The sequence below is a fragment of the Olsenella uli genome, from assembly GCF_016900775.1.
GTDB classification, from domain to species: domain Bacteria; phylum Actinomycetota; class Coriobacteriia; order Coriobacteriales; family Atopobiaceae; genus Thermophilibacter; species Thermophilibacter uli_A.
Genome location: NZ_JACJKN010000002.1, coordinates 178,849 through 191,353 on the forward strand (window position 1 = coordinate 178,849; position 12,505 = coordinate 191,353).

Annotated in this window: 14 protein-coding genes; 11 read left to right on the forward strand and 3 right to left on the reverse strand. The window is 70.1% G+C overall.

Annotated elements, in window-relative coordinates:
• Positions 1-193: 193 nt before the first annotated feature.
• The gene (locus tag H6A23_RS02370) at positions 194-1,060 is read right to left on the reverse strand and encodes a DegV family protein (RefSeq protein ID WP_204830594.1); all 867 of its coding nucleotides are present in this window, start codon (positions 1,058-1,060) and stop codon (positions 194-196) included.
• A gap of 122 nt (positions 1,061-1,182) precedes the next feature.
• Here H6A23_RS02370 and H6A23_RS02375 point away from each other — a divergent pair, with 122 nt between their 5' ends.
• The 5 genes from H6A23_RS02375 to H6A23_RS02395 all read left to right on the forward strand — a co-directional run bounded on the left by H6A23_RS02375 (position 1,183) and on the right by H6A23_RS02395 (position 4,909).
• On the forward strand, positions 1,183-1,779 hold the full coding sequence (locus H6A23_RS02375) for a DUF1836 domain-containing protein (RefSeq protein ID WP_204830595.1): 597 nt from the start codon (positions 1,183-1,185) through the stop codon (positions 1,777-1,779).
• Between the two features lie 3 nt (positions 1,780-1,782).
• Entirely contained in the window at positions 1,783-3,186 is a 1,404-nt protein-coding gene (nhaA, locus tag H6A23_RS02380; protein WP_204830596.1) for a Na+/H+ antiporter NhaA, read from the forward strand.
• Between the two features lie 37 nt (positions 3,187-3,223).
• Positions 3,224-3,862, forward strand: a complete 639-nt coding sequence (gene amaP, locus H6A23_RS02385) for an alkaline shock response membrane anchor protein AmaP (protein WP_204830597.1) — start codon at positions 3,224-3,226, stop codon at positions 3,860-3,862.
• 5 nt (positions 3,863-3,867) lie between these two features.
• Positions 3,868-4,251: a DUF2273 domain-containing protein gene (locus H6A23_RS02390; RefSeq protein ID WP_204830598.1), complete on the forward strand. Its 384-nt coding sequence runs from the start codon at positions 3,868-3,870 to the stop codon at positions 4,249-4,251.
• 64 nt (positions 4,252-4,315) lie between these two features.
• Positions 4,316-4,909 carry an Asp23/Gls24 family envelope stress response protein gene (locus H6A23_RS02395; RefSeq protein WP_286165751.1) on the forward strand — a complete coding sequence of 198 codons (594 nt, stop codon included), beginning with the start codon at positions 4,316-4,318 and terminating at the stop codon, positions 4,907-4,909.
• Between the two features lie 334 nt (positions 4,910-5,243).
• On the opposite strand, the gene H6A23_RS02400 is transcribed toward H6A23_RS02395, so the two are convergent.
• Positions 5,244-6,227 carry a D-isomer specific 2-hydroxyacid dehydrogenase family protein gene (locus H6A23_RS02400; RefSeq protein ID WP_204830599.1) on the reverse strand — a complete coding sequence of 328 codons (984 nt, stop codon included), beginning with the start codon at positions 6,225-6,227 and terminating at the stop codon, positions 5,244-5,246.
• 125 nt (positions 6,228-6,352) lie between these two features.
• Here H6A23_RS02400 and H6A23_RS02405 point away from each other — a divergent pair, with 125 nt between their 5' ends.
• Complete coding sequence (locus H6A23_RS02405; protein ID WP_204830600.1) at positions 6,353-6,805, forward strand: C-GCAxxG-C-C family (seleno)protein; 453 nt, start codon at positions 6,353-6,355, stop codon at positions 6,803-6,805.
• Between the two features lie 216 nt (positions 6,806-7,021).
• Here the strand turns inward: H6A23_RS02405 and H6A23_RS02410 are convergent, their stop codons facing one another.
• The gene (locus H6A23_RS02410) at positions 7,022-7,615 is read right to left on the reverse strand and encodes a metal-dependent hydrolase (protein WP_204830601.1); all 594 of its coding nucleotides are present in this window, start codon (positions 7,613-7,615) and stop codon (positions 7,022-7,024) included.
• 542 nt (positions 7,616-8,157) lie between these two features.
• Between H6A23_RS02410 and H6A23_RS02415 the strand changes: the two genes are divergently transcribed.
• The 5 genes from H6A23_RS02415 to H6A23_RS02435 all read left to right on the forward strand — a co-directional run bounded on the left by H6A23_RS02415 (position 8,158) and on the right by H6A23_RS02435 (position 12,500).
• Entirely contained in the window at positions 8,158-8,499 is a 342-nt protein-coding gene (locus H6A23_RS02415; RefSeq protein ID WP_204830602.1) for a thiamine-binding protein, read from the forward strand.
• Position 8,500: 1 nt separating this feature from the next.
• Positions 8,501-9,289, forward strand: a complete 789-nt coding sequence (locus H6A23_RS02420) for an ABC transporter permease (protein WP_204830603.1) — start codon at positions 8,501-8,503, stop codon at positions 9,287-9,289.
• Entirely contained in the window at positions 9,279-10,340 is a 1,062-nt protein-coding gene (locus tag H6A23_RS02425; protein ID WP_204830604.1) for an ABC transporter substrate-binding protein, read from the forward strand. The genes H6A23_RS02420 and H6A23_RS02425 overlap by 11 nt, the downstream gene beginning before the upstream one ends.
• Before the next feature lie 2 nt (positions 10,341-10,342).
• Positions 10,343-11,143, forward strand: a complete 801-nt coding sequence (locus tag H6A23_RS02430) for an ABC transporter ATP-binding protein (RefSeq protein WP_204830605.1) — start codon at positions 10,343-10,345, stop codon at positions 11,141-11,143.
• A gap of 202 nt (positions 11,144-11,345) precedes the next feature.
• Positions 11,346-12,500, forward strand: coding sequence for a hypothetical protein (locus H6A23_RS02435; protein WP_204830606.1), 1,155 nt, complete (start codon positions 11,346-11,348; stop codon positions 12,498-12,500).
• Positions 12,501-12,505 lie beyond the last annotated feature (5 nt).

Consider the following 12,505-nt stretch of genomic DNA (forward strand, 5'->3'; position numbering starts at 1 on the left):
GGTTTACGCATGCACAAGATGAAATCTTCGGATACGTAGCCTGAGATTTCGCGTCCAAAATGAACAAAATCCCGGCTTACGCGTCCTTCTCGGCACGCGTAAGCCGGGATGTGCGGAAATCCATGCTTGCGCATGGTGGCAGTGTGCCAAATGTGCCAAATAGACCTGACGTCAGTGGCGCGGTGGCGCGCGCCTAGATTCCCTGGACCGCCATGCCCACGAGGGTGGGGCCGGTGTGGACGAGCAGGTCGGCGGAGATGCCGCAGCTCATAAGCTCCACGATCTCCGCCACGGCGCCCACGTGCTCGCGGACGCGCGCCACGAGCTCGTCTCTCAGCGCGGGGTCGTACGTGCACACGGCCACGCGCACGCGGCCCCACTGCCGCGCGTTCTCCACGACGAGCCTGACCTGCGCGTCGAGCGCGCGCTGCCAGCCGCGCGCCTTCTTGGCGATGACGTACTTGCCCTCGCGCTCGTCGCACATCAGGACGGGCTTGATGTTGAGGACGGACCCCACGCGGTAGACGGCCTCGCTGATGCGGCCGCCCTTGCGCAGGAAGTCGAGCTTCTGGACGGAGAAGTACACGCGCGTGCGCTCGGAGAGCGCGCCCAGCACGCTGCCGATCCTGTCGAGCGGCATGCCGGCCTCCACCTGGCGCACGGCCTCCATGACCACGAGGCCCGCCGCGATGCCGATGCTCTTGGTGTCCACCACCACGATGGGGAAGTCCTCCATCTGGCGCGCGACCATGTTCATGGTCTCGTTGGTGGCGGAGAGCCCCGAGGAGATGGTCACCACGACGGCGCCCGCGTAGCCGTCGCGCCGCGCCTGCTCGAAGGTGTCGCGGATCTTCATGGGCGAGGGGAGCGAGGTCGAGGGGATCTCCTCGGCAAAGCGGCGGACCACGTCCTCCGTGGTGATGTCGACGCCGTTCTCGTAGCTCGAGCCGTCCGAGTAGTTGATGCGCAGGGGCACCACGCGCACGTCGTGGGCCGCGCAGAAGTCCGCCGGCGTGTCGGTCCCGGAGTCGGTGATGACGGCAATGCGCTGCTCGTTCATGGTTTCTCCCCCTGCTGCGTGACGAGGCTCCCGCCGGTCGGTATGATGCTAGCTAGACTATATCCCTTTCATATGGTTTTGAATACTAGATTACCTGTTTACGAGAAAAACAAAGGAGGGCCATGGGCGAGAAGAACCGTGAGCTCCGTCCCGTGCAGGCGAGCGAGGAGGACCTCGAGGCGCTCGCGGAGCGGATGCGCTCCGTGCACATCGCGCGCATCCGCGAGATGCCGCGCATCGAGCTCTACCTCGACCAGCTGCTCACGCTCGTCTCGCAGGAGCTCGAGTTCATGCAGGTGCCGGGGGAGACCCTCGTCACGGGCTCGATGGTAAACAACTACGTCAAGCAGGGCGTGATCCCCGCGCCGCGCAAGAAGCGCTACACCCGCCGGCACGTGGCGTCGCTGCTCTTTGTCTGCGCTCTCAAGCGCGTGTTCTCCATCGCGCAGGTAAGCCGGCTCGCGGCCCTCATCTGGTCCTCCGAGCTCGACCTCGAGGCGCTCTACGACAGCTCGTGCGCGGCGCTCGAGGCGGCGCTCGCGCGACGCTTCTCGCCCGAGGGCGAGGACGCCCGCCGGGAGCCCGCGCTCGTCCTTCTCGACGCGGACGGCAGCCCTGCGGAGGCGGGGCTCGCATGGCTGCTCCAGGCGGCCATGGACGCGCTCGCGGACAAGGTGGCCGTGGAGCAGGTGCTCCTTATCGGCGAGCGGGGGGCGTGAGGTATGGCCAGGAGCATCTACGGCGAGCCTGCCGTCGTGCGCCGCCTTGAGCGGCGCGGCGCGCTCGCGGCGGTGACCGGCAGCGGCACCGTGGCCGCGGGCGTCATGGTGGCCGCGGCCCTCCTCGCGCTCGTGATCGCCAACACCCCGCTCTACGAGGGCGTCGAGTGGCTGCTTGCGCTGCCGCTCGAGGTGGGGGTGGGGCCGCTCGAGGTCTCGCTCACCGTCGAGGCCTTCGTGAACGACTTCCTCATGGCGGTCTTCTTCCTGCTCGTGGGCATCGAGCTCAAGTACGAGACCACGGTGGGGCAGCTGCGCCGTCCGCGCCAGGCCGTCCTGCCCATGCTCGCGGCGGCAGGCGGCGTCACCGCGCCCGCCCTCATCTACCTCGCCGTCAACGCCGGCCAGCCCACCGCGGGCGGCTGGGCGGTCCCCATCGCCACCGACATCGCCTTCGCGCTCGGCGTGGTGTCGCTCCTCGGCGACCGCATCTCCCCCGAGGCCAAGGTCTTCTTCCAGACGCTCGCCATCGCCGACGACATCCTCGCCATCGTGGTCATCGCGCTCTTCTACGGGCAGGTGCCGGACCTCGCGTGGTGCGCCGCCTCGCTCGCGGCCGCCCTGGGCCTCGTGGCGCTCAACCGGGCGCGGGTCTACTCCGCGGCGCCGTACGTGGCCGTGGGCCTCGTGCTCTGGGCGTGCATGTTCAACTCGGGCATCCACGCCACGCTCGCCGGGGTCATCCTCGCCTTCGCGCTGCCGAGCCGCTCGGACGTGCGCCTGCCCGAGCTCTCGGAGTGGCTCTCGCGCCGCGCGCACGACCTCGACGACGCCTATGACGACGAGCACCACGTCCTCGGCCAGCATGACTTCACCGAGGGCGCCTGGCGCGTGGAGCGCGTCATGCACCACGTGACGCCGCCCCTGCAGCGCATGGAGCGCTACGTGTCCGTCTTCGTGAACTTCCTCGTGCTGCCGCTCTTCGCCTTCGTGAACGCGGAGCTGCACCTCGTGGGGGAGAACTTCGGCGCCATCCTCTCCAACCCGGCCGCGCTCGGCACCTACCTCGGCGCCGTCGTCGGCAAGCCCGTGGGCATCATCCTCGTGACCGCGCTGCTCGTGCGCCTCGGCTTCGCGCGGCTGCCGCGCGGGATGGGCTGGGGCCAGGTCGTGGCCGTGGGGATCCTCGGCGGGGTGGGCTTCACCATGTCCATCCTCATCTCCGGCCTGGCCTTCGCGGACCCGGCCGACGCCGTGGCCGCGAAGTGCGCCATCCTGCTGGGCTCGGTGACCTCGGCCCTTCTCGGCTACGCCTTCGTGCGGCTGGCCGTGCGCCCCCGCGGCGGTGGGAAAGGGCGGGAGTCTCGCCCTCGCGGCGCAATCCGTCCGGGGCAAGGGGTATCCTAGGGGACATGCGCACGCTCGCACCCGTTAGGAGTCTCGCATGAACGGTTTCAAGCGCCTCTGCATGGTCGTCTTCACGTTGGCCGACCTCTTCGTCCTGGCCGCCCTCGCGCTCACGTGGTACGGCCCGTGGACGACCGAGGCGTCGGCGCTGCTCACCCTGGAGCCCTATTCCATCGCCGTCCTGACGTGCCTTTCCGTGAGCGCCTTCGGGCTCGTGGTCCTTCTCGCCCGCGCGCTCGTGGTCCGCAAGGTCCGCACGATCGAGGTGGCCTCCGTCGACGGCGGCGTCATCTCCGTCACGCGCGACGCCATCGCGGCCCAGGCCTCCCACATCGTGGAGGCCGACGGCACGTGCTCGGCCGCGCGCGTCATCGTTGACGCCAAGGCGCGCGGCCACGTGCGTGTCCACGTGCGCGTGCTCCCGCACGAGAGCGTGGACGTGGTGGCCAAGGGCGCGGAGCTGCACGAGGACCTCCTGCACGGCCTCGCCAAGGTCTGCGGGGACAAGGTCGAGGACGTGAGCCTCGAGTTCGTGGAGCCCGAGTCGGTCACGGTGTCTTTGGCGGAGGTCGCCGAGGCGCCCGCCGATGACGCCCAGCCGCTGCCCGAGCCCGATTCCACGAGCGAGATCACGGTGTCGATGGGCGCCGCGCGCGAGTCCGAGAGGGAGGCGTAGGAGCCATGGCAGACGAGAGGGGCGCCAAGCCCAAGGTCGAGTTCAAGGTGGAGCTCGAGGACGCAGGCGAGAAGGACGTGGGCCGGCGGGCCGCCCCCGACGCGGGCGCCTCGGCCCCCGCGGACGACGAGGTCAACGTCGGCGAGGCCGTGCGCGAGGGCGCGGGCCACGTGCGCGCCTGGGTGCGCCGCACCTTCCCGGGCGGCGAGGGTGCCTTCTGGGGCGGCGTCGTGGGGCTTGTGGCCGCGGTGGTCTTTCTCGTCCTGGGCATCTGGTACACGGCGGTCATTGCCGTCTTCGTGCTCGTGGGCGTGTCCGTGGGCCAGGCGATCGACGGGGACCCCAAGATCGTCAACTTCATCCGCAGCCTCTTCTCACACAACCAGTAGCGAGGGGCTTACATCACGTAGTGGCAGATGCGGGCGGCGCGCCGCCCCGGCAGGAGGAGCAGACATGAGCAAGCCGAGCAGCATGAAGACAGCCGAGCCGGCCACGAGGCCGGAGCCCGGGACCGTCGAGGAGCCGGCGGCGGCCGAGGTCGTGGCGGAGGCCGCCGAGCCCGCGGAGGACGCCCTCGCCGAGCTCCCCGAGGAGGGCCAGGACATCGACCTTGCCACGGAGGGGGACGAGGACACGGACTCCGAGGACTCGCTCACCTTCTCCAACGGCGTCATCGAGAAGATCGTGGCCATCGCCATGCGCGAGGTCCCGGGCGTCGTGGGCATGAAGGGCAGCTGGTTCAACCGCGTGCAGGACGCCTTCGGCGCGAGCGACTCCACCAAGGGCGTCACCGTCGAGGTCACGCCCGAGAGCGCGGTGCGCGTGAACATCTCCGTGCTCATCGAGTACGGCGCCTACGCCCCGCAGGTCTTCGAGGACGTCAAGCGCGCCGTGGTCAAGCAGGTCACGGGCATGACGGGCCTCGAGGTGGCGGGCGTCAACCTGCGCATCGAGGACGTCCTCACGCCCGAGGAGGTCGAGCAGCGCAGCCGCAAGGCCGCCCCCGCCAAGAAGGATGAGAAGGACGAGGGCGAGCCGGAGGAGTAGCGGCTCCGCAACGCGTCAACCCCCTCGGCCGCGCGGTTCTTCTCGCCGCGCGGCCTTTTTCTGTCGCGGCGCCCCACCCCTCCCGGCGGCCGCGGCAACCTTCTGCGATTGGGTGGCATGCTTGATGCAAGGGCGTCCTGGGCATCAAGCATGTCACCCAACGGCGAGAAGAACGCGTGCTTTTGGCTCAACTCAAGCGACGGGGCGCCCGCAGGCATCAAGCATGCCACCCAATGCCGTCAAGGTCCGGCCAAAGGGGGCCCTTCCGGGAGCGCGACAGCGGCCGAACACCCAATCGGTGCGTGTTTCTGGCAGGCCGGCGGGCCTCGGGCGGCTAGCGAACCTTGTGCGGGGTCTCGGCGCCGGCGGCAAAGGCGATGAGCGCCTCCACGTTGCTGCGGACCATGCCCTCCACGTCCTCGGCGGTGTAGAAGGCCATGTGCGGGGTCACGATGACGTTGGGCAGGGCAATGAGCGCGGCGCGGTCCCGGTTGGGGAGGACGTCGCGGCTGCGGTCGAGGTAGTAGAGGCCGGCCTCGTGCTCGATGGTGTCGAGCGCCGCCCCGCCTATCTGCCCGGACTCGAGCGCGTCAAGCAGTGCCGCCGTGTCCACGAGGCTGCCGCGCGCGGCGTTCACGAGCACGGCGTCCGCCTTCATGAGCGCAAGCTCCCCGGCGCCGATCATGTGGCGGTTCTCGGGCAGCCCCGGCGCGTGGAGCGTCACCACGTCGGAGGCGGCCAGGAGCTCGGGTAGGGTGACGTAGGCGGCAAGGTCCGCGAGCTCGGCGCGCGGGAACGGGTCGTATGCGAGCACGCGGCAGCCGAAGCCCGCGAGCTGGCGCACCACGCAGGAGCCGATCGCGCCCGTCCCCACCACGCCCACGGTGCAGCCGGCGAGCGAGCGCCCGAGCTTGCCCTCGAGGGTGAAGTCCTGCGCGGCGGCGTGGCGGCAGACGAGCTTGACCTTGCGCAGCGCCATGAGCATCAGCATGATGGCGTAGTCGGCCACGCCCTCGGGCGGGTAGGACGCGTGCCCCACGCGGATGCCCAGCTCGCGCGCGGCGGCCAGGTCGATGTGCTCGTAGCCGATGGAGCGCGTGGCGAGCCCCCGCACGCCGAGCTCGCGATAGGCCGCCAGGAGCTCGCGCGGCATGGGGTTGGTGATGATGGTGATGCCGTCGGCGCCCGCCGCGAGGCCCGCGTTCTCCGGCGTGGGGTAGTCGGCCGTCCAGCCGTAGTCAAAGCCCAGCTCGCGGCTCAGCGCCTCGAGGCAGGGCAGCTCGTCGTAGGGGCGCAGCGAATAGGCAAAGATCCTCATGTCTTCCCTCTTCTGACAAAGGCGACCGGGTCATCTGTCATGGTCTGCGGGCGCGCCGCCCGCACGGCCCTATGCTAGCCGTTCCGCTGCTAGAATTTGGCGAAGCTTCGACGGAGGGGGAGACCATGACGGACAGCGTGAGCATCGCGGCGGTTGAGGCCGCCGCCCGGGCCAACAACCGGCCGGGGCCTGACCACATGAACTGCGGCGAGTCTGTGATCGCGGCGCTCTGGGACGCCTTCGAGCCCGACTTCCCGCGCGCGGTGGTGGCCGCGGGCGCCGGCATGGGCGCGGGCATCGGCGGCTCGGGCTGCGTCTGCGGCGCGCTCGCGGGCGCCGTGGCGTTTCTCGGCCTCATGGTGGGGACCAAGGAGCGCGCCAAGCCGCTTGCGGCGGAGCTCCACGACGCCTTCCGCGACGGGACGGCGCGTCACGCCACGTGCTGCCGCGTGCTCACGCGCGGGATGGACTGGTGGGGCGACGAGCGCGTCTCCCAGTGCCAGGACCACTGCGCGCTCGCGGCCGGCGCCGCGGCGCGGGTGCTCTGCCGCGAGCTCGGCGTGCGCGCGGAGGGTTAGTCTCGATCGCGGCGCCCTCCGCGCCCCGCAGGTTCTTCTCGCCCGTGGGTGCCCTGTTCTTGTTCTTCCGAGAGGACAGGAACTGCCGCCTTGCGGGCCCTTCTCGCCTCTCCGTCTGCGTTCTTGCCCTCCGGGCAGTATAGGAACACGGGCGGAGAGGCCGCGTTTCTGACGAGTGGGGCGGGTTGTTGCCCCCAGGGGAGGATAAGAACTGGGCTACCGGGCGAGAAGAACGACGTAGGCAGCTACGGCAAGCGCGCCCGCGAGGCAGCACGCGTCCGCGACCCCACCGGTCCTGCAGAGGCCGGCGCTCGCCCGGACGGGTAGCGGCCAGAGCAGGCGTAGCCCCCGGTAGGTGAGCGCGTCGAGCGCGAGGTGCGTGGCAAAGCCGAGCGCCACGTAGGGGGCGAGCGGCGGGCAGACGAGGTGCGTGGCCGCGGCAAACCCCGCGAGCGCGAGCAGCGAGTGCGAGAAGGACCGGTGCGCCGAGAGCCGCGCCGCGCAGGCAAGGGCGGCGAGCCCCGCTGCCCCGAGCGCGAGCGCCCCGAGCCCTCGCCCCGCCGCGGCGCGCAGGAGGGGCCCGCCGTGCGTCGCGTCCAGCAGGAGCGCGCCCACGAGCAGCGCCGCCGCCCCGGCGCGCGTGAGGCGCTCGCGCCAGGGGTGCGCCGTGTCGCGCACGTCGAGGTCCGGCAGCGCGGCACCGACGGCCCCGCCAGCTGCCGCTGCCGCCAGGCCCGCGAGCCCCGCCGCCGGCCCTGCGGCCGCCAGCGCCGCGGCGACGCCCACGGCGAGGTGCGTCCGTCCGGTCATGCGTCCCCCTCCCTTCGCGCTTGCTGCCCTATGGTAGCGCCGGTTGCGCCCTGCCGGGAAAGGCGGGGTTTTGTGTGGGAGGGTGCCCGCGCGCTCTGCGGGAGGTCTCCTCCGGCAGATTTCCCCCGTCGTTGGGTGGCATGTTTGATGCCCTGGCCAAAAGGCGGGTGGTTTTGTGTGGCTACGAGACCACCGTTCTTCTCGCCACCTGCGGTTTTGCCGGATGCAGCGCGGCATCGGGCGCCCCTGCATCAAAGATGCCACCCAATGCCGGGGCATTTCTGCGGTGCGTCCTCCGGTGCCCCGCAGTCGAGAAGGACTTTGCGGCCGCGTCAGCCCGCCGTGCTACACTGTCACCGACAGTGGGGGGGCTGGCGCACGCCGGCTGAGATTGGGCCCAGGAGATCGGACGCGCGTCCGAGGGCGGCCCTGACCCAGGAACCTGATCCGGGTAATGCCGGCGTAGGGACCAGCGGGGACGCGCCCGCACCGAGGCACCTACGAGAGACGGGGTGCCCTGGGGCACCCGGAAGGGAGGGCGCGTGAACTGCTCGGTTGCCATTCAGTTCCTGCCCATGGACGCCACCACGGATGATGCCACGTGCGACGCGGTGGACGCCGTCATCGCCTACATCGACTCGACGGGGGTGGACTACTTCGTCGGCCCCTTTGAGACGGCGATCGAGGGCGACTACGAGACCTGCATGGAGATCCTCAAGAACTGCCAGCTCGTGGGTGCCAAGGCGGGCTGCCGCCACATGATGACCTACGCCAAGATCAACTTCCGGCCCAATGGCGACGTCATGTCCACGGAGCACAAGGTGGGCAAGTACCACCCGGGGGACCCGGAGTTCGCCCCCAAGGCCGCGGACGCGGCGGCCTAGCATGGCGTCCCGTCCCGAGCCCACCTGCGCGCGCCGCGTGCTCACGCCGCTTCTGACCGTCCTGGCGCTGCTCGTAGTCTGGCAGGCCGTCGTGGGCGTGGGGCTCGTCCCCAACTTCCTGCTGCCCACGCCGGTGCAGGTGGTCCAGTCCCTCGTGGAGGACGCCCCGCTGCTCGCGAGCCACTGCGTGACCACGCTCGCCGAGGCCGCGGCCGGTCTTGCGGCGGGCGTTGCGCTGGGCTTTGTCTTTGCGGTGCTCATGGACCGCTTCGAGGGATTCTACCTGGCCTTCGAGCCGCTCATGACCATCTCGCAGACCATCCCCACCGTGGCCATAGCCCCGCTTCTGGTGCTGTGGCTCGGCTACGGCGCGCTGCCCAAGGTCGTGCTCGTGATCATCTCGACGTTCTTCCCGATCACGGTGTCCCTGGCCTCGGGCTTTCGCTCGGTGGACCCGGACGTCATCGACCTCATGCGCACCATGAACGCCTCGCGCTGGCAGATCTTCTGGTACGCCAAGCTGCCCGCCGCGGCGGAGCAGTTCTTCAGCGGACTCAAGATCTCCGCCACCTACGCCATCGTCGGTGCGGTCATCGCCGAGTGGCTCGGCGGCAACGTGGGCCTGGGCGTCTACATGACGCGCGTGCGCAAGTCCTTCTCGTATGACCGCATGTTTGCCTCGATCATCGTCATCTCCGCGCTGTCGCTCGGCCTCATGAAGCTCGTGGAGCTGGCCCAGCGCGCGTGCATGCCCTGGAAGCGGGCAGAAAGGAACAGCAATGAGCGATAAGAACCTCGCCATGAGCCTCAGCCGCCGCCAGTTTGTCGCCGCCGCGGGAGCCGCCGCGACGACCGCGGCCCTCGCGGCCTGTGACGGCGCGCAGGCCCCCACCGCGGATGTCGCCGCTGGCTCCGCGGACGGCGGCGAGGGCGGGGAGAAGACCAAGGTCTCCTTCGTCCTTGACTACACCCCCAACACCAACCACACCGGCATCTACGTGGCGCTCGCCGAGGGCTACTTCGCCGAGGAGGACCTCGAGGTGGAGATCGTCCAGCCGCCCGCGGACGGCGCGGACGCCCTGATTGGCGCCGGCGGGGCGCAGATGGGCGTCTCCTACCAGGACTACATCGCCAACAACCTGGCCTCCGACCAGCCGATGCCCTACTCGGCCGTGGCCGCGATCATCCAGCACAACACCTCCGGCATCATGAGCCGCGCCGAGGACGGCGTCACGCACCCCGCCGCCATGGAGGGCCACACCTACGCCACGTGGGACATGCCCGTCGAGCAGGCCACCGTGCGTCACTGCGTGGAGGCCGACGGCGGCGACTGGTCCAAGGTCGAGCTCGTGCCGTACGAGGTTGACGACGAGGTCAGCGGCCTGCGCGCCAACATGTTCGACACCGTGTGGGTCTATGAGGCCTGGGCCGTCCAGAACGCCGTGGTCCAGGACTTCCCGTACAACTACTTCAGCTTCATCTCGGTGGACCCGGTCTTTGACTACTACACGCCGGTCATCGCCGCCAACGATGACTTCGCCGCCGAGAACCCCGAGGCCGTGAAGGCGTTTTTGCGCGCGGCCAAGAAAGGCTACGAGTACGCCGTGGAGAACCCCGACGCCGCGGCCGACATCCTCTGCGAGCAGGTGCCCGAGCTCGACTCCGCGCTCGTCCATCAGAGCCAGACCTACCTCGCCGGCCAGTACGTTGCCGACGCCGAGGCCTGGGGCGTCATCGACCCCGAGCGCTGGGCCGCCTTCTACCAGTGGCTGAACGACAACAACCTCGTGAACAACCAGCTCGACGTCAACGCCGGCTACGACCTCTCCTTCCTGGAGTAGGCGTGGGCGCTGGCGAGAAGAACGTGGCCCCCGCAGCCGCGGGCGCGCAGGCGACTCCCGCGCTCGCGGCCGAGGGGCTCACCCTCTCGTGGGACGGCGAGCACGTGGTCGTGCGCGGCGTCGACGTGACCGTGGCGCCCGGCGAGGTCTGCTGCCTCGTGGGCCGCTCCGGCTGCGGCAAGACCACGATCCTGCACGCCCTCGCCGGCCTGACCACGCCTATGGCCGGCCGCGTCCTCTTGCATGGCGAGGACGTGACCGGCCGGCCGGGCCGCGTGAGCTACATGCTGCAGAAGGACCTCCTGCTGCCGAGCCGCCGCATCATCGACAACGTGTGCCTGCCGCTCATGCTCGCGGGCATGCGGAAGGCCGACGCGCGCGAGAAGGCCGCGCCGCTCTTTGGGCGCTTCGGCCTCGCGGGCTGCGAGCTCAAGTGGCCGAGCGAGCTCTCCGGCGGCATGCGCCAGCGCGCGGCGTTCCTGCGCACCTACCTCATGGGCGCCGACGTGACGCTGCTCGACGAGCCCTTCTCGGCGCTCGACGCCCTCACGCGCGCCGAGGTGCGGCGCTGGTTCGTGGACGTGGCCTCCGAGCTGGGGCTCTCCGCGCTCGTCATCACGCACGACGTGGACGAGGCCGTCTCCATGGCGAGCCGCATCTACGTGCTCGCGGGGGCGCCGGCCGCGGGCGAGCCGAGCCACGTGGCCGGCATCGTGCCCGTGGAGCGCGTGGCCAGCGGGAGCTTCGAGCTCACCGACGAGTACCTCGCCGCCAAGCGCCGGGTCATGGCGCTTCTGGGGTAGCCGCCGACGCGAGGTCCTTCTCGGCGGCCAGATTGTATGCTGCGGGCGCGTGGGCGAGAAGAACGGATGGTCGAGAGGCCCCGCGCATCGTAAGCAGGGAATAACGGCAGTGTAAGGCTCGCGCAAGGGGAGGGGGAGCGATCCGTAAAAGGCCTTCCCCCGGACGTATCGTTAGGGCATCGATACGTCTGAAGGGAGCCTCGTGGGAGCACGGACCAGGACCCTCGTCGCCGGAGTTGCGCTCATCGCGGTTGCGGCGGCGCTTGCGATAGGGATCGCGCTCTTCTCCAACGCGGCGTTGCCTGGGCAGGCGCCTGACACGGCGTCCGGGGACGCGTCCGGCGGGCAGTCGCTCACGGTGGTCCGCGGCGTCATCGGCTCCGAGAAGGAGTCGCTCTTCGCCGACCCCGAGGCCAAGGAGATCTTCGCCCGCCACGGGCTCGACGTTCAGGTCACGACGTCGGGCTCCTGGGCCATGGCGGAGCGCGCGGGCATCGAGGAGTCTGACTTCGCCTCGCCCTCCTCCGAGATCGCCGCCGCGCACATCGAGGACGTCCACGGCGACGCCGTCCTCTCCACCACGCGCCCCTTCTACTCGCCGCTTGCCATCGCCACCGGCGAGACGGTCCTTTCCGTTCTCGAGCAGAACGGCCTCGTCGAGCAGCGTGACGGCGTCTGGCACCTTGACATGGCCGCCTACCTCGACGCCGTCGCCAACGGCAGGCGCTGGACGGACCTCGCGGGCTCCGAGGCCTACCCCTCGAGCAGAAACGTCATGATCACCACCACCGACGTGCGCTCCTCCAACTCCGCGCTCATGTACCTCAGCCTCGCGAGCTACGTCCTCAACGGCAACGCCGTGGTCACGAGCGAGGACGCGGCGCGCCAGCAGGCCACGGACTCCCTGGCCCGCCTCTTCCTCGACCAGGGCTACTCGCAGTCCTCCTCCGCAGGGCCGTGGGAGTCCTTCCTCTCCAAGGGGCCCATGAACCAGCCGCTCACGCTCATCTATGAGAGCCAGTACCTCGAGGCTCAGATGAACGAGCCCACGCGCGTGACCGACGAGATGCGCATCTGCTACCCCGCGCCCACCATCTTCTCGGACCACGTGGTCGTGGCCTTCTCCGAGGCGGGGCAGCAGGTCCAGGACGTGCTGGACAACGACCCTGACATGGCGCGCGTCATCGCCCGGCACGGGTTTCGCCTCAACGGCTCCAACTCGGGCGTCTTCTCCGAGCAGGTGGGGGAGGCCGGGCTCGCCGGATACGCCGCGGACGGCACGTTCATCGACGCCGCCCAGGCTCCCAGCTACGAGGTGGCGGACGCCATGCTCCAGACCATCGAGGCGCTGTACTAGCGCCG

What these genes read in the sequence shown, in the direction of transcription:
- H6A23_RS02370 (WP_204830594.1), bottom strand. Translation starts at nt 1,060, where the DNA reads ATGAACGAGCAGCGCATTGCCGTCATCACCGACTCCGGGACCGACACG.
- H6A23_RS02375 (WP_204830595.1), top strand. Translation starts at nt 1,183, where the DNA reads ATGGGCGAGAAGAACCGTGAGCTCCGTCCCGTGCAGGCGAGCGAGGAG.
- nhaA (WP_204830596.1), top strand. Translation starts at nt 1,783, where the DNA reads ATGGCCAGGAGCATCTACGGCGAGCCTGCCGTCGTGCGCCGCCTTGAG.
- amaP (WP_204830597.1), top strand. Translation starts at nt 3,224, where the DNA reads ATGAACGGTTTCAAGCGCCTCTGCATGGTCGTCTTCACGTTGGCCGAC.
- H6A23_RS02390 (WP_204830598.1), top strand. Translation starts at nt 3,868, where the DNA reads ATGGCAGACGAGAGGGGCGCCAAGCCCAAGGTCGAGTTCAAGGTGGAG.
- H6A23_RS02395 (WP_286165751.1), top strand. Translation starts at nt 4,316, where the DNA reads ATGAGCAAGCCGAGCAGCATGAAGACAGCCGAGCCGGCCACGAGGCCG.
- H6A23_RS02400 (WP_204830599.1), bottom strand. Translation starts at nt 6,227, where the DNA reads ATGAGGATCTTTGCCTATTCGCTGCGCCCCTACGACGAGCTGCCCTGC.
- H6A23_RS02405 (WP_204830600.1), top strand. Translation starts at nt 6,353, where the DNA reads ATGACGGACAGCGTGAGCATCGCGGCGGTTGAGGCCGCCGCCCGGGCC.
- H6A23_RS02410 (WP_204830601.1), bottom strand. Translation starts at nt 7,615, where the DNA reads ATGACCGGACGGACGCACCTCGCCGTGGGCGTCGCCGCGGCGCTGGCG.
- H6A23_RS02420 (WP_204830603.1), top strand. Translation starts at nt 8,501, where the DNA reads ATGGCGTCCCGTCCCGAGCCCACCTGCGCGCGCCGCGTGCTCACGCCG.
- H6A23_RS02425 (WP_204830604.1), top strand. Translation starts at nt 9,279, where the DNA reads ATGAGCGATAAGAACCTCGCCATGAGCCTCAGCCGCCGCCAGTTTGTC.